General features: G+C 40.2%; 14 protein-coding genes and 1 pseudogene. 12 read left to right on the forward strand and 3 right to left on the reverse strand.

Annotated features, from left to right (window positions below):
• Positions 1–96 precede the first annotated feature (96 nt).
• On the forward strand, positions 97–1,314 hold the full coding sequence (locus tag L655_RS0104765) for an IS4 family transposase (RefSeq protein ID WP_125825536.1): 1,218 nt from the start codon (positions 97–99) through the stop codon (positions 1,312–1,314).
• Positions 1,304–1,993: a substrate binding domain-containing protein gene (locus L655_RS0104770; protein WP_024604279.1), complete on the forward strand. Its 690-nt coding sequence runs from the start codon at positions 1,304–1,306 to the stop codon at positions 1,991–1,993. The genes L655_RS0104765 and L655_RS0104770 overlap by 11 nt, the downstream gene beginning before the upstream one ends.
• Positions 1,994–2,037: 44 nt before the next feature.
• Here the strand turns inward: L655_RS0104770 and L655_RS0104775 are convergent, their stop codons facing one another.
• A complete protein-coding gene (locus L655_RS0104775) occupies positions 2,038–2,910 on the reverse strand; it encodes a DMT family transporter (protein WP_010554966.1) in 873 nt (290 codons plus the stop codon).
• A gap of 626 nt (positions 2,911–3,536) precedes the next feature.
• On the opposite strand from L655_RS0104775, the gene L655_RS0104780 reads away from it, so the two are divergent.
• Positions 3,537–3,917, forward strand: coding sequence for a GreA/GreB family elongation factor (locus L655_RS0104780; RefSeq protein WP_024604280.1), 381 nt, complete (start codon positions 3,537–3,539; stop codon positions 3,915–3,917).
• Positions 3,918–4,148: 231 nt separating this feature from the next.
• Here the strand turns inward: L655_RS0104780 and yegQ are convergent, their stop codons facing one another.
• The gene (gene yegQ / locus L655_RS0104790) at positions 4,149–5,534 is read right to left on the reverse strand and encodes a tRNA 5-hydroxyuridine modification protein YegQ (protein WP_024604281.1); all 1,386 of its coding nucleotides are present in this window, start codon (positions 5,532–5,534) and stop codon (positions 4,149–4,151) included.
• A gap of 216 nt (positions 5,535–5,750) precedes the next feature.
• Here yegQ and ndk point away from each other — a divergent pair, with 216 nt between their 5' ends.
• The 9 genes and pseudogenes from ndk to der all read left to right on the forward strand — a co-directional run bounded on the left by ndk (position 5,751) and on the right by der (position 16,244).
• Positions 5,751–6,182: a nucleoside-diphosphate kinase gene (ndk, locus tag L655_RS0104795; RefSeq protein ID WP_002961288.1), complete on the forward strand. Its 432-nt coding sequence runs from the start codon at positions 5,751–5,753 to the stop codon at positions 6,180–6,182.
• A gap of 170 nt (positions 6,183–6,352) precedes the next feature.
• Positions 6,353–7,483 (forward strand): bifunctional tRNA (adenosine(37)-C2)-methyltransferase TrmG/ribosomal RNA large subunit methyltransferase RlmN, encoded by a 1,131-nt coding sequence (locus L655_RS0104800; protein WP_024597874.1) that lies wholly within the window; start codon positions 6,353–6,355, stop codon positions 7,481–7,483.
• A gap of 126 nt (positions 7,484–7,609) precedes the next feature.
• A pseudogene (gene pilW / locus L655_RS01000000125095) lies at positions 7,610–9,464 on the forward strand (type IV pilus biogenesis/stability protein PilW).
• A complete protein-coding gene (locus L655_RS0104810; protein WP_024604282.1) occupies positions 9,461–10,330 on the forward strand; it encodes a RodZ domain-containing protein in 870 nt (289 codons plus the stop codon). The pseudogene pilW and the gene L655_RS0104810 overlap by 4 nt, the downstream one beginning before the upstream one ends.
• 5 nt (positions 10,331–10,335) lie before the next feature.
• Entirely contained in the window at positions 10,336–11,454 is a 1,119-nt protein-coding gene (ispG, locus tag L655_RS0104815; RefSeq protein WP_024604283.1) for a flavodoxin-dependent (E)-4-hydroxy-3-methylbut-2-enyl-diphosphate synthase, read from the forward strand.
• Positions 11,455–11,593: 139 nt separating this feature from the next.
• Positions 11,594–12,874: a histidine--tRNA ligase gene (gene hisS, locus L655_RS0104820; RefSeq protein ID WP_024604284.1), complete on the forward strand. Its 1,281-nt coding sequence runs from the start codon at positions 11,594–11,596 to the stop codon at positions 12,872–12,874.
• Positions 12,875–12,893: 19 nt separating this feature from the next.
• Complete coding sequence (locus L655_RS0104825) at positions 12,894–13,514, forward strand: tetratricopeptide repeat protein (RefSeq protein WP_007583431.1); 621 nt, start codon at positions 12,894–12,896, stop codon at positions 13,512–13,514.
• A 10-nt stretch (positions 13,515–13,524) separates the two neighbouring features.
• Positions 13,525–14,703 (forward strand): outer membrane protein assembly factor BamB, encoded by a 1,179-nt coding sequence (gene bamB, locus L655_RS0104830; protein ID WP_007583433.1) that lies wholly within the window; start codon positions 13,525–13,527, stop codon positions 14,701–14,703.
• Between the two features lie 74 nt (positions 14,704–14,777).
• Complete coding sequence (gene der / locus L655_RS0104835; protein ID WP_024604285.1) at positions 14,778–16,244, forward strand: ribosome biogenesis GTPase Der; 1,467 nt, start codon at positions 14,778–14,780, stop codon at positions 16,242–16,244.
• 116 nt (positions 16,245–16,360) lie between these two features.
• On the opposite strand, the gene L655_RS0104840 is transcribed toward der, so the two are convergent.
• Positions 16,361–16,672: group II intron maturase-specific domain-containing protein (locus L655_RS0104840; protein ID WP_024605253.1), on the reverse strand; the 312-nt coding region annotated here is incomplete at its 5' end.

Consider the following 16,672-nt stretch of genomic DNA (forward strand, 5'->3'; position numbering starts at 1 on the left):
CTAAAGTATCCCCAGAATTAGCCTTTACATATCAATGAACTAACAGTATTAAAAAATGTGGGTAGTGAGGGAACATTCATGGTGTTTTGTGATCTTATGAATCGCTTAAAAACAACAGAACTAAACACCATGAATGCGTCTACTATTTTGCACAATATGCTCCGCGCTGTCACCCCTAACTCTATTCATAAAGCCAGATTTAATACTCTAGTCGCTGCCGTTAAATCTCTTTTGCACTGTCAGCAATGCACCTTGACGTCTATCGGCCGCAATTTGGATTCAAAAACAACTGAAAAACATGATATTAAACGTATTGACCGACTACTCAGTAACAATGAGCTTTTGCGTGAATCGATATCGGTTTATGTTCGCTTAACCCGTTTTGTGGTCACTGAAAAGCATCCCGTCATTTTGGTCGATTGGAGCCATGCTGATACACAAACCAAATACTGTATTCTGCGTGCCAGCATTGTCAGTGAAGGTCGCTCTTTAACCCTGTATCAGGAAAGTGCATTCAGCTTTCAATATCATTGCCCAAAAGTGCAAAAACGGTTTTTAAAGATGCTCAAACTGATCTTGCCGAGTGATTGCCGCCCCGTGATTGTGACGGATGCGGGCTTTAAAGTCCCCTGGCTCAAAGCCGTGCGGAACAATGGCTGGCATTATATTAGTCGGGTTCGTGGTACGGCACATTTGAAAACGCAGGACAGCGATGAGTTTATTCCATGCCAGTCACTATTCAAGAACAATCAGCGTAAGAGCCAGTATCTTGGCGCGACCGAGCTGACCAAAAGTGCAAAATATCAAACTCATGCAGTGTTGGTTGGCAAGGGACATAAGTTATTAAAAAGAGATAAAAAACGCGGTTATAAGGAGCCTTGGCTACTCGTTTCTTCTCTTCCAAAAAGACACCACTTTCTCGAAAAGGTGCTCAAGCTATATGGAATGAGAATGCAGATAGAGGCAGGGTTTCGAGACCAAAAAAGTGTTAGGTTCGGCTTAGGCTCAGATCTGCACAGAACGAACAAACTCTATCGATTAGACATACTTTTACTGCTCGCAACATTGGCTCATTGGTTCTCAATGATGCTGGGTGCTGTGATAGACAAAGCAGGAAAGACAGGGGCTTTTCAAGCTAACTCAAGCAAAAACAGGCGAGTAGTGTCATGGGCATTTGTTGGGTTGCGATACTTCAAAAAACAGTCCATTAAGCTGCGGCGGCGAGATTACTTGGAAGGGCTAGCCTATTTCGTACAGGTGGTAGTGCAACTCGATTGGAAAAATATGGATGTGAGTGATGTGATTGAAATTTAATAATTATTTTTGGGGATCCCTTAGGTGTATCGAGCAAGCACTTTGTGATGAAAAAGACCAACCTAAAGGGAAAATTAGGATCTGTGCCCCCATTTACATGGGTAAACATTTTTTAAGTGCTATTTTTTGTGATTTTTTACTGCAGTATCCCGATATTCAACTAGATTTACGCTTTTCAAATAACCTTATTGATATTGAAAAAGAAGGGATTGATATAGCATTTAGAGTAAGAAACCCTGCCATTGATTATTGGGTTATTAGAGAGCTTAGACTTACTCATAATGTGCTTTGTGCTCACCCAGACCATGATTATCAATCCATCACTCATCCTAAACAATTAGAGCAGCACCCAAAAATTACGTGCGTTGGGTTGGTTCCGTGGCAATTAAACAATCAGCAAACGAGCGAAGAGTACAGTTTTAATCCAAACACACATGTTCGATTGGAAGTTGATGAAATTCAAATGATGAAACAAGCAGTTGAGTCTGGTGTGGGTATTAGCTACATCCCTGATTATATAGCATTACCACTTATTAAAGCCGGGATGCTTAAACGCATTCTTCCTGATTGGCAAAGCAAAGGACAGCCATTTTCTATGCTTTATCGCGACAGAAAACAAATCCCTTATCGAGTGCGTTTACTGATAGAGCATACACTGCAACACTTTACTAATAGGTAGCAGTGTATGCTTTTTACAGCAAAGTAATTAAGCTAATTCATCTTTTAAAAACTAAGCCTTAGTACAATTACACCTAAAAATGCCGTTGTTAATCCTATAACTTCTTGCCGTGTAAAAGACTCTTTTAGAATGATGCGTGAGTACAACAAAATAATTAAAATATTCATACCTGAAATCGCTGAAACTAACCCTGTATTACCAATAGCAAAAGCCGATATTATTGCAACCATGCCAGCTACATTTGTTAAACCAATAAGTAACCCGCACGAAAATGTTTTACCGGCAGACCAATACGCTTGAGAAGAGCCTTGCTCTGCTAGCATTTTTTTACGCTTTACTAACCAACTAACGGCAAAAAGAAAGCTACCAAAACCAAACATAGACGTTAAAGTTGCAAACGTATCCGCCTCAAGAAGCGTTGATTGCTTACCCATTAAATCATTAAACGCAAAGGACAGTGCCGCGAGTAATCCCCATTGCGCACCTTGTAAATTACTTAATGAGATATCGCTGGAATAGCGAATAATATAAAGACCGCCAAAAATAATAAAAAAGCCGATTAATTGAATAACAGTTAAGGTTTCTTGCCATAATAAAAAGGCAAATAAAAGCACAAATAAAGGCGTTAACCCCGACAGGATGCTAATTAAAGACGCTTTCCCAACCGAAAACCCTTTGTGCAAAAACCCATTAGCCGCAAAAGATCCAAAACCTAAAGCGAGTCCAACAGTAATGTCAGCCCAGCCGTACCATGTGTGTTCAAATATTACAGTACCTAGCGCGCTAATTATGAACCCTACAAAAAAAACACCGAATAATAATAGATTACGATTAATCTTTTTTTGCGACGTCCATTGGTACATTATTCCTCGCGCACCAAAAAAAACAGTGGCGAGTAATGCAAAAATTATCCACATATAAATGAGACCCTTTATAATTTACTTTGATAAACCCGAATAAAAAGTGGTTATTTAACATTGTTGAATGGAGTAACTATTACATAAAGGTTCAGCTGTAAAACACGTAGCCACTACAAGAGCGTTACCCGATACCTAGCTTCTACTCTATAAAATAAGCAGCTTAGGCTTCACATAATAAAATACTAGCCACACAATTACACTTTAATAAACAACAACACCAGTATATTTAATCTATAAATATTATAAACATGCATAAGTGGCACTATAGATCTCATAAATAGCACTTAACAATTTAGTCGATTAACTTCAATCACATAGTGAGCAACTAACACACAGAAATAACAACACTTCAGTGAAAAATAACGAATTTATAAAAACATAAAAAACAGTTTTAAACTGTCATTATATCGACAATATATTTTTAACCTAAAACTCAATTGACTTTATTTTTAAACTCAATATGATTGATTTAAACAAAGAGGACAATATGTTTACTTTAATCACATACCTGCTAAAAACAAATACCACCTTCGGAATTTAAGCCGAGTGTAACCCTTACACTCGGCAGTTACACTGTACCTTAATATATTTAAATTCGATTTAGTTTTTGTGGGGATTAGTCCGTGCTTTCTTTTCTGTTCGAGCGTAAAAAATCTTTCCTGTCTAAAAATGACTTCACAGACGCAGCGGTACTATTACAACCGCTGAAGCTTGCGTATTTACTACAAGAAGTCGAGTATTCACAGCGGCCTTGGTCAAAATTCAATCCACATGTACAAATTAATAGCACGGTGGTCATTAAAAATATAACCACCGGTTTTAAGCGCCGCATAACTTTAGTGCCTCCAAGCCAACGAAGGCACTTTATTAGTGACGTATCATTTCACTCTCCTCTTGGGGTCGCTCTTTTAGGGCATAAAATAAATCATATTATTGAATATAAAGAAGCTGGGGAATCCCACCTTTGGGAAATAATAGCCATTAATATTAAGGAGGAAATATAGAGTAAATTATTTCAATTTTTATTTATTAATTTTATATATTTAATTGGAGTTATTTTTAATGAGTAAAGAAAAACCTAAAAAGCATGCAAGCAAAACATTAAAACAAAAACGTAAAGAGCGAAGAGATAAGCTAAAGAAACTTGAAAAATAATTAATATTATTTTAAATAAATTCGCAAACTCGGGGTTTTTATAACCCCGAGTTTTTTGAAAAAACTATATTCAGCTGTAGCTAAACAGCTTGTTTAAATGGATTACGTGTATCTTGGTGCTCATCAAGGTTACGCATTAAAATAGCGTGTTCTAAGTTAATCCCCTCATCTAGTGCGATTTTTACAATGTGACCAGAGCCCTTAGCATCGCTAATAATTTCACCCTTTTTGTTTTCCATATATTCAAGCCTAAAAGTAATGTTACCTTGTGGTGTCATAAGCTCTAAGGAGTGGCCTGTACAAAATTTATTTTTAACGTCAATTTCAACTAAGCCATTTTCGTCGCGCCCAAGTACTTCTCCCACAAATTGCTGTTTAGTTGATACAGAATGACCGTACTCATAGTTTTGATAATCTTGATGGGCATGGCGTTTTAAAAAGCCTTCGGTATAGCCCCGATGTGCTAGATTTTCGAGTGTTTTAAATAAGTTAGTATCAAATGGTTTACCCGAAGCCGCGTCGTCTATTGCTTTACGATAAACTTGTGCTGTGCGCGCTACATAATAAAATGACTTAGTACGCCCTTCTATTTTTAAACTATGTACACCCATTTTTATTAACTGCTCTACGTATTGCACAGCGCGTAAATCTTTTGAGTTCATAATATACGTGCCGTGCTCATCCTCAAATGCAGGCATATACTCTCCAGGGCGACCTTGTTCCTCTAACATAAATACATCGTTACTCGGCGCACCTTCGCCCAGTGTAGGAATAACCTGTTTGGGATCAATTTTATGTACCATTTCGCCGGTTTCGTTCTCAACACCAGGTTTTACATCGTAATCCCAACGACATGCATTAGTGCATGTACCTTGGTTTGGGTCGCGCTTATTTATATAACCAGAGAGTAAACAACGCCCCGAATACGCCATACAAAGCGCACCATGTACAAATACTTCAAGCTCAGTATTAGGGCACAAAGCACGAATTTCAGTTATTTCTTCGAGCGACAGCTCCCGTGATAAAATAACACGTTCAATCCCCTGCTTTGCCCAAAATTGTACACTCGCGTAATTTACCGCATTTGCTTGCACCGACAAGTGAATAGGCATAGCAGGCCATTTTTCACGAACAAGCATAATTAAACCAGGGTCTGACATAATTAGCGCATCGGGCCCCATAGCTATAACCGGTTCTATATCACGTAAATACGATTTAACTTTAGCGTTGTGCGGTGCAATATTAGACACCACATAAAACTTTTTATTTTGCGCATGCGCTTCACTAATTCCTACTTGCAGAGTATCTAGGTCAAACTCGTTATTGCGCACACGCAAACTATAGCGAGGCTGCCCTGCATAAACCGCATCTGCGCCATAAGCAAAAGCGTAGCGCATGTTTTTTAAACTGCCTGCGGGGCATAGTAATTCAGGAATAAAAGGCGTTGAAGAGGTAGTTGGTAACATGTGCGCTCCATACATCGAACTGGGTTTAAGCCAGTTGTATGATTAATTAATTTATAAGCGCGGCAGTATAAGTTCGATTAGCAATTTGCTTTTGATCGAGATCACAAAACTGCAATCAAACTGGTTTTTAATAAAATTAGGATTTTTCACTTAAAACGCGTATAATTCGCGCCCGTTAATATTCACACTTTTACTTAAAATTATTGGAGCATAAAGATGGCTTTAGAGCGTACTTTCTCAATCGTAAAACCTGATGCAGTTGCTAAAAACCACATTGGCGCTATCTACAACCGTTTCGAAACTGCTGGCCTTAAAATCGTTGCAGCTAAAATGGTTCACCTTTCACAAGAGAAAGCTGAAGGTTTCTACGCAGAACATAGCGAACGTCCTTTCTTTGGCGCTTTAGTATCTTTCATGACATCTGGTCCAGTAATGGTTACAGTTCTTGAAGGCGAAAACGCTGTTCTTAAAAACCGTGAAATCATGGGTGCTACTAACCCTGCTGAAGCACTAGCTGGCACTTTACGTGCAGACTACGCTGATAGCATCGACGAAAACGCTGTTCACGGTTCTGATGCTGTTGAATCTGCTGCTCGCGAAATCGCGTACTTCTTCGCTGACGAAGAGCTTTGTTCACGTACTCGTTAATTCGAATTCGTTAACAAAATGAAAAGGGCTTTCGGGCCCTTTTTTAGTCATTACGCAAAGTATCCATAAGTGCATTTTTTGATATTTTACTTAATGATTAAAGTGAGTGAATTGTGTACAATTCGTCCTCGTAAATTTTTATCTCCACCGTCACCGATTGAGGTTGTTTCATGACCGAGCAAAAAAAGATTAACTTATTAGATTTAAACCGAGATGCAATGCGCGAGCTATTTGCATCGTTCGGTGAAAAGCCGTTTCGTAGTGACCAGGTGATGAAATGGATTTATCATTTTGGCGTAGATAACTTCGACGAAATGAGTAACGTAAACAAAAAACTTAAAGAAAAACTTAAAGCTGAGTGCGAAATTGTAGCGCCAGAAATTACAGTTCGCCAACAAGCAAGCGACGGTACTATTAAGTACGCACTTATTTTGGAAGGCGGCCAAGAAGTAGAAGCTGTATGGATCCCTGAAAAAGAGCGCGCTACTTTATGTGTATCATCACAAGTGGGTTGTGCTCTTGAGTGTACTTTTTGTTCTACTGCTCAACAAGGCTTTAACCGTAACTTAAAAGTATCTGAAATTATTGGTCAAGTTTGGCGTGTAGCTAAAGATATAGGCCTTGATGGTCATAGCGAAAAGCGCCCTGTAACTAACGTTGTAATGATGGGTATGGGCGAGCCTTTACTTAATCTTAAAAACGTAGTGCCAGCAATGGAACTAATGATGGACGACTGGGGCTTTGGTTTATCTAAGCGCCGCGTAACATTAAGTACTTCAGGGGTTGTGCCTGCTCTTGATTTATTAAAAGAGAAAATTGACGTAGCACTTGCTATTTCACTTCACGCACCAGACAACGCACTGCGTGACATTTTAGTACCGGTTAATAAAAAGTACCCTATTGAAGAGTTTTTAGCCTCGTGTCGTCGTTACATCGATGGTTCGAAAGCCAATAAAGACGTCACAGTTGAATACGTTATGCTTAATGGCATTAACGACAGCACCGATCAGGCTCATGCACTAGTGCAAACGTTAAAAGGCACACCTTGTAAGGTCAACCTTATTCCGTTTAACCCGTTTCCGGGGAATGAATATACGCGTTCAAGTAATAGTCGCATTGACCGCTTTTCAAAAGTATTACAAGCAGCGGGCGTTACCTGTATTGTTCGTCGTACTCGCGGGGACGACATTGACGCAGCCTGCGGACAGTTAGTAGGTGACGTAGTTGACCGTACTAAACGTTTAGCTAAAAAGAAAATGCGTGACGATAACGCGATTAGCGTTAATATCCACCAAGCATAATCTGTAGCCACCCTACAGGAATTAGTCACGTAGGGTGGTTAAGTTGTTTATTTTTAAATAAATGATGCAAGACTAAAGGTTTTAGGTAAGATAGGCGCCATGGACTAAAAATAAAGAGATAAGGTAATGCGATCTATACTTGCTATAACACTATCCACACTTGCCTTAAGTGGCTGTGTTAGCGAAAGTAGTTATAACGGCAGTAATAAACCCGTCGTCGAAAATAAAATTAACAATACTGGCGCAGCACGAACACGAATTGCTTTAGCCCTACAGTATTTAAAAACGGGTAACAACTCACAAGCCAAATACAATTTAGAACGTGCAGCTGCATTTGCTCCTGACCTACCTGAAGTACATTACTCTCTTGCTTATTACTATCAACAAGTAGGCGAAAACCCGCTAGCTGATAAAGCCTACCAAAAAGCACTCGAAATAAAGCCTGACGATCCTAATACCCTTAATAACTACGGTGTGTTTTTATGTGGTATCGATGAATACGATCGTGCTACAGATCAATTTTTAAAAGCCATTGAAGTACCAAGCTATATTCGCGTTGCCGAAAGTTACGAAAATTTAGCCTTATGTGCCATTGAGTTTGATGATTTTGAAAATGCAGAAAGCTATTTTCAACAAGCACTTAATCACAGTTCTCAACGTACATCTACGTTAATTAGCTTAGCTGCACTGTATTACGCAAAAAGTGACTTATACAAAGCCAGTGAACTTTTAAAACGCTACGACAGTACGGGACGAGTATCTTCTCGTGCATTAATGCTTAGCTACCTTGTAAAAAACAGAATGGGCAGAATAGAAGAGGCTGAAAAAATTTCCAGCACTATTTTACAAACTTACTCAACCAGCAACGAAGCCTATGCATTAAAAGAGAAAAGAACACGTTTTAATGAGTTTGAAATACTGCGAGAAAAATACCGTAAAGCGCAGTTAAAAGAACTAAAAAATGATGAAAGCGGCGCACACGTTAGTTCGAAGCCAAAAATAAAAGTAATTAGAAAAAAACGTTCATCACAAGACGGTTCAACAAGCTTAGTAACAAACAATGAGCAAAAAACAGATAAAAAACTCGCAACAGTAAATAACCAAGATGTAAACCCGGTTATAGCAAGAGAAGAGCAAGTTGAGGCAGCCCAAAATGCGGCCACTAAGCAAGTCGACAAAACAGCCGTAATAGCAAAACAAGCAACAGCTCAAAAAGTAGAAGTTTCTAAAGTAGTGACTTCTAAAGCCGTTGTGCCAAGTAAACCTACCGATACATCGNGCTGTTATGCTTGCACTTACTACTGAACACGACTCTGCTGATTCAATAGGAGCAGTTCCTGAAAAGTCTAAGCCTGCTTACGAACCTCAAAAAGCAGCTGTAGTAGCAAAGCAAGCAACTAAGGCTGATGACGAAGTAACAATAATTTCGTTTGGTGCACCTAAAACAGGCCAGTTTAATTCGCAGCAAACTAGTAACTATAGTAATTCAGCCCCCGCAGTTACTGCACAAAAAAATAGTAGTGACGTGGTATTCTACGAAGCGACTAAAAATACAACAGTATTTGAAAATAGCAGCTATCAAAATGATGTCGATATTGAATTTAAAAGTTACGAAGCAGTACAAAAAACAGAGCTTCCCATGCTTAACCCTAAAGTATCGCCTTTACGCGTGCCATTTCACGTAATTGCTGTTGGCGAAAACCTATTTAGCATTTCGGTGCGATACAATGTTAAACTACAAAAACTCCTCCAATGGAATGGTCTAAAAGAGTCGGATCGGGTAATGAATGGAAGTAAAATATACCTAAACGATCCAAATATTTATTACGAAATTAAAGCTGGTGATTCCCTTTACGATATAGCTACCCAGCGGCATGTATTAATTGATGAATTAATGCGATGGAATAAATTAAGTCCTGATATAGCATTAAAACCAGGGCACAAACTTTTACTAGTGGATCCAGACTCATACACATTATGAATGAAGAAAATACGCAAACACAGAGCGAACAGCCAACTGTAGGCCAAATATTAAAAAATCACAGAGAACAAGCAAACGTTAGCATAGCGACTATCGCTGCACCGTTAAAGTTGTCTGAGCTGCAAATTAAACGCCTTGAGAATGATGAATTTATATTACTAGGCCCAATAACTTTTGTTAAAGGCTATATAAAAAACTACTGCCGTGAATTAAAAGTAGATAGCACACCTATATTAGCGATGATGCCAGCACCACCGGAGCCAACAAAGCCCGCTAATATGCAGAGCTTTTCGCGTCGAACAGAAAAAGAAGCTAATGACAGCCGTTTAATGTTTTTCAGCTATTTAATTTTAGCGATTGTTATTGGCTCATCTGCTTTATGGTTTTGGCAAAACGCCACCCCAATTGAAGAGCAAACGAGTAACATAAACGTTGCCAACTCAAAAATGAGCGAGCGCCAAGCCGCTCAACCCAGTATTTCAGAGCAACAGCAACAAGCCGAAATTGACGATGAATCATTATTAGAATCACAAAGTACCTCTAGTGAAACATCAACAAGCGCAGAAGCAGTTACAGAAACGGCCCCTATTGCCTCTAACAACGCAAGCCAAGAAGATGCTAGCAGTACAATTGTTATGAACTTTAACGGCGAAAGCTGGGTTGAAATTTACGACGGCGAAGGCGAAAAAATAGTATTCGGCGTTAAAAAAGCAGGCTACATTATGACCGTAAGCGGAACGCCTCCTTTTTCAGTTGTGCTTGGTAAGCATGACGCTGTAGACATTACTTTAAACGGCGAACCTGTAGATGTTTCTGCATTTCCTAAAAACCGTTTAGCCAAATTTACATTACCACTAGCAGAGTAGTCGCTATGTTTTCAGAATCTCCAATTAAACGCAGAAAATCCACCCGTATCAATGTAGGTAACGTCCCTATTGGTGACGGCGCCCCTATTGCTGTGCAATCAATGACCAACACCGACACCATGGATGTTGATGCAACTGTTGCACAAATACAGGCAATACAAGATGCCGGTGCCGACATTGTCCGTGTATCAGTACCGACTATGGACGCTGCAGAAGCGTTTAAAAGTATTAAAGAACAAGTGACTATTCCGCTAGTAGCCGATATTCACTTTGATTACCGTATAGCCTTAAAAGTGGCAAAATACGGCGTTGATTGCCTGCGTATAAACCCAGGTAATATAGGTAGCGAAGAGCGTATAAGAGCCGTGGTCGATTCTGCACGCGAGCATAACATTCCTATTCGTATTGGTGTAAATGGCGGTTCACTAGAGCGCGACTTGCAAGAAAAATACGGCGAACCAACACCAGAAGCCTTATTAGAATCAGCTATGCGCCATGTAGATATATTGCGCCGCCTTGATTTTGACCAATTTAAAATATCGGTAAAAGCATCAGACGTATTTTTAGCGGTAGGTGCGTATCGCTTACTAGCTAAAGAAATAGACCAACCACTGCACTTAGGTATTACCGAAGCGGGCGGCATGCGCTCAGGTTCTGTTAAATCAGCAGTAGGTCTAGGTATGCTACTTGCCGAAGGTATTGGCGATACACTGCGAGTGTCGCTTGCTGCCGATCCTGTTCAAGAAATTAAAGTCGGCTTTGATATTTTAAAATCGCTACGCATTCGGGCTCGCGGTATTAACTTTATTGCTTGCCCTAGCTGCTCACGTCAAGAGTTTGATGTAGTAAGCACCATGAACCAACTTGAAGAGCGTTTAGAGGATATTATTGAACCGGTATCGGTTTCGGTAATTGGCTGTGTTGTTAATGGCCCAGGTGAAGCACTAGTTAGTGATATAGGACTTGCCGGTGCAAATCGTCGTTCTGGCTTATATATTAATGGCGAACGCCAAAAAGCGCGTATCGATAACAACAATATTGTTGAACAACTCGAGGGTTATGTACGCGACTTTATAGAGAAAAAGCAGAGCCAAACACCGATTGACATAAAAATAGTCGAATAAATACCGCATAAAGCGCCAAACAGCGGTGTTTGGCGTTTACCTTTATAATCAGAACGCTATAATAGCGGGTCAATTTTTAGCATTCTTGTTGTGTAAGCATTTTTCATTACACAAAAAAAACAGCATTTAGGATTTATCAGTGGCAAAACAAATTCAGGCAGTTCGCGGTATGAACGATTGTCTGCCGGGCGATACACAAGTTTGGCAGAAAGTAGAAAACATTTTACGCGAGACAGTAGCATCGTTCGGTTATCAAGAAATTCGTTTTCCTATTGTAGAATCAACCGACTTATTTAAACGCTCTATTGGTGAAGTTACCGATATAGTAGAAAAAGAAATGTACACCTTTGCCGATCGCAATGGTGACTTATTAACACTTCGCCCAGAAGGCACCGCAGTATGCGTACGTGCTGGCAACCAAAATGGCTTACTATATAATCAAGAACAACGCCTTTGGTACATGGGTCCAATGTTTCGTCACGAGCGTCCGCAAAAAGGTCGTTACCGTCAGTTTCACCAATTTGGTTTAGAAACATTTGGTATTGCTACAGCAGATATAGACGCAGAAGTTATTTTATTAACAGCGCAACTATGGGAAGCTTTTGGTATTACTGAACACGTTCGTTTGGAGCTAAATTCTTTAGGGTCTAACGAAGCGCGTGCAGATTACCGTGATGCGTTAGTAGCCTACCTTGAGCAACACATTGATGTGCTTGATGAAGACTCAAAACGTCGTATGTATTCAAACCCATTACGCGTACTTGATAGCAAAAACCCAGACGTACAAGCAATTTTAACTGATGCACCTAAATTGTCTGAAAACTTAGATGCTGAATCAAAAGAACATTTTGCAAATTTATGTGAACGTTTAGACGCTGCTGGCGTCTCATATACGGTTAATGAAAAGTTAGTACGTGGTTTAGACTACTACAACCGCACTGTATTTGAATGGGTAACCGACAGTTTAGGTGCACAAGGCACTGTATGTGCTGGCGGACGTTACGATGGCTTAGTTGAACAACTTGGCGGCAAAGCAACGCCAGCAGTTGGTTTTGCAATGGGTCTAGAGCGCTTAGTATTATTACTACAAGCACTTGAGTGTGTAGGTGACATTCGTCGTAATGCTGATGTATATTTAGCAGCAATGGGCGACAAAGCAAGCATTCAAGCTCCTGCAATTGCAGCGCAGCTACGTAAAGACGTACCGGGTTTACGCGTTATGGTACATGCGGGCGGCGGCAACTTTAAAAAACAATTAAAACGTGCTGATAAAAGCGATGCACTTGTTGCAGTGATTATTGGTGAAGATGAATTAGAAAAAGGCGTTGTGACCATCAAGTATTTACGCGAGCGTAAAGAACAAGTCACATTAGAATTAGAACAAGCTAAAGCGCTATTAGCTGAGCTTATTAACGGCTAAGCGAACATTAGAGGTAAGAATGGATATTTATTCAACAGAAGAACAACAAGCAGAAGCCATTAAACGCTTTTTCCGTGAAAACGGCATTTCACTTGCGCTAGGTATACTTGTTGGCCTAGGTGGCTTATATGGCTGGAAAGCATATAACCAAAACCAAATTACTACCGCTGAAAAAGCATCAGATTCATATACAGCGCTTGTTGAAAGCGACGATGTATTATCTTCAGCTGATGCGTTTATTAGCGAAAATAAAGACACAAACTACGCAACACTTGCTGCATTCGTTGCTGCAAAAGACGCAGTAGAAGCGAAAAAACTAGACGTAGCAAGCGAAAAGCTAAGCTGGGTTGTGTCTAATACGCCAAATACAGAATTAAAAGCAATTGCGATTACACGTTTAGCACGTGTTCAAATTGCGCAAACTAAATATGACGATGCATTAACAACATTAAATGCACCATTACCTGAAGCGTTCAATGCAAACGTGGCCGAGCTTAAAGGCGATATTTACACTGAGCAAGGTAATAAAGATCAAGCACGTACTGCATACCAAGCAGCAATAGATGCGGGTGGATTAACAAGTAACCCACTATTACAAATTAAGTTAGATGACCTAGCAGTAACTAGCCCAGCGGCATAAGGTTTTAGGCATGAAAAAATTTACAACAGCAGCCCTTGCCCTATGTATGGCAACATTGATGGGTTGTTCATCAAGTGATGATGAAGATGAACTAGTACTTCCTGAAATTGTAAACCAATTTGAAACTGACGTTGTTTGGCAAGAATCTGTAGGTGATGGCGTAGAGCATTATTTTTCTCGTTTAACACCCGCAGTTTACAAAGATACTGTGTATGTTGCTAGCCGCGAAGGCCAAGTAGAAGCGCTTTCGCTTGATAATGGCGATACAAAATGGGAAACCGATGTACGCCAAGATTTATCGTTTTGGCCTTGGGCTGACAACGGTAATGCAAAATTATCAGGTGGTATTTTGCAAGCCTATGGTAAAATTTATATTGGTTCTGAACACGGCTTTATTATTGCTCTTGATCGCGAAACTGGTGAAGAAGTTTGGCGTAAAAACGTACCAGGCGAATCTCTGTCTAAACCAACAGCAGGCGATGGCTTAATATTTGTAAATTTAGGCTCTGGTAAATTGTTAGCCCTTCACCCAGATACAGGCGAAGAGCGTTGGAGCTTTGAACAAGAAGTTCCACCACTAACATTACGCGGACAAAGCTCGCCAACCGTTGCTAACGGTGGTGTATTAGTAGGCCTTGAAACAGGCAAGCTAAGCGTATTAATTTCAGACAGTGGTTACTCAGCATGGAGCGCAGAAATTGCGGTTGCTAAAGGCGCATCAGAATTTGAACGCCTAGTTGACGTAGACACTCAACCACTTATTAGCGGTCCATACGCTTACGCTATAGCTTACAACGGCAACTTAGCCGCTGTAGATATTCGCTCTGGCAATGTTGTATGGAAACGCGAGTACAGCAGCTACCGCGAAATTGCGATGGATGCACAAACAATTTATTTAGTAGATAGCGATGGTGTTATTTACGCATTAGATAAAAATTCAGGTATTGAACGTTGGAGCCAACCCGCTCTACGCGGTTGGTACCTAACAGGCCCTGCAGTTGCAGGTAGCCACTTAGCTTTAGGCGACCAAGAAGGTAACCTACATTGGCTAAATAAAGAAACTGGCGAGCTAGTATCTCGTGAAGACTTTGACAGCTCGGGCTTTTTTGTTGAGCCAGTTGTTGCCGACGATAAGCTAATTTTATACACCCGTGATGGTGAAGTTAGTATGGTAAAAATACCAAACTAAGTTACTAATAGTCATATGGTTTTTTTAAGGCTTCGCACTGCGAAGCCTTTTGTTGTTTTTTAAAGAGGTAGTTTATGCTTCCCGTGATCGCTCTAGTTGGGCGACCCAATGTGGGCAAATCCACATTATTTAACCGTTTAACACGTACTCGTGATGCACTCGTAGCCGATTTTCCAGGTTTAACACGAGATAGAAAATATGGCCAAGCTAGTTACGATGGCTATGAATTTATCGTGGTAGACACGGGCGGTATTGATGGCTCAGAAGAAGGCATCGAAATCGAAATGGCAGATCAATCTCTGCTAGCTATTGAAGAAGCTGACATTGTTCTGTTTTTAGTAGATGCTCGTGTAGGTATGACCGTAGCTGACCAAGCCATTGCTAATCACTTGCGTAAACAAGATAAAAAGTGTTTTGTTGTTGCCAATAAAACCGATGGTATTGATGCAGATTCAAACTGTGCTGAATTTTACCAATTATCATTAGGTGAAATTCATCATATTGCTGCATCGCATGGCCGTGGTATTACGTTATTACTTGAGCAAACACTTCAGCCGCTTATCGCTGAATTAGCTGCACAAGACGAAGACGTAACAGGCGATGACGAAGAGCTTATTAATCTTTACGAAGAAGATGAAGACAGCGATACCGATCACCAGGCATTTGCAGACAAACCTGTAAAGCTTGCTATTATTGGTCGCCCTAACGTTGGTAAGTCAACACTTACAAACCGCATATTGGGTGAAGATCGTGTAATTGTATATGATATGCCAGGTACAACACGCGATTCTATTTACATTCCAATGACGCGTAACGACAAAGAGTATGTGTTAATTGACACCGCAGGTGTTCGTAAACGTAAAAAAGTCAGTGACGTAGTTGAAAAGTTCTCAGTAATTAAAACACTACAAGCAATCGAAGATTGTAACGTGGTTTTACTTGTTGTTGATGCGCGTGATGGTATTTCTGATCAAGATTTAAGCTTACTTGGTTTTGCGCTTAACTCTGGTCGTTCATTGGTTATCGCCGTGAACAAATGGGATGGCCTAGACGACTACGTTAAAGACCGTATTAAAACAGAACTCGATCGCCGTTTAGGTTTTATAGACTTTGCACGCCTACACTTTATATCTGCATTACACGGTACAGGTGTTGGTCATTTATTCGAATCTGTTGACGAAGCTTACGAGTCGGCAACTAAACGTATAAGTACAGCAATGCTGCGCCGAATTATGGACATGGCTCAAGCCGATCACCAACCGCCACTTGTTCGTGGTCGCCGTGTTAAGCTTAAATATGCGCATGCCGGTGGTTATAACCCACCACGTATTGTAATTCACGGTAACCAAGTTCATGATTTACCAGATAGTTATAAACGCTACCTGATGAACTACTACCGTAAAGCGCTTAAAATTATGGGCACCCCAATCAAAATTGAATTTAGAGAAGGTGAAAACCCATTTGCTGGTCGTGTTAATAAAGTAACATTGTCGCAAAAGCGTAAAATACGTGCATTTGCTAAAGAAAACCGTAATAAATAAATTTTAAAAAATTAGTTTATTACATCGAGTAGGGTGAGGCTTATGCCTCATCCCTCTCACAGAACCGTACGTACGGACCTCGTATACGGCTCCTGTACCCTTCACATTTTATCAACTTATTTCCTAAACGCTGATAAAGCAAGCCATCCCGTATTCACTTTTTCTATTGGATATAAACCAAGCTCCTCAAACCATTGGTTTGGCATCGATACACAAGATAAAGGGCTTAGTGAGTTACGCCACGAGTTCATCTTTATGAACTTAAACGGTGGCTTTTTCCCTAACTGCTTTAGTCGTCGATGTAGCCTTGATGGCTTCTTCCACAACCTCAGCTGTATTGCCCTTAGTCTTCGTCTGATCCAACCTGCCAAGGCTTTTAGCTCTCGCTTACAATTGGCTATACTAAAATAATTTACAAAACCGCGCAC

Origin of the sequence: Pseudoalteromonas sp. TAE79, assembly GCF_000498015.1 — a bacterium.
In the GTDB taxonomy this organism is placed as follows: domain Bacteria; phylum Pseudomonadota; class Gammaproteobacteria; order Enterobacterales; family Alteromonadaceae; genus Pseudoalteromonas.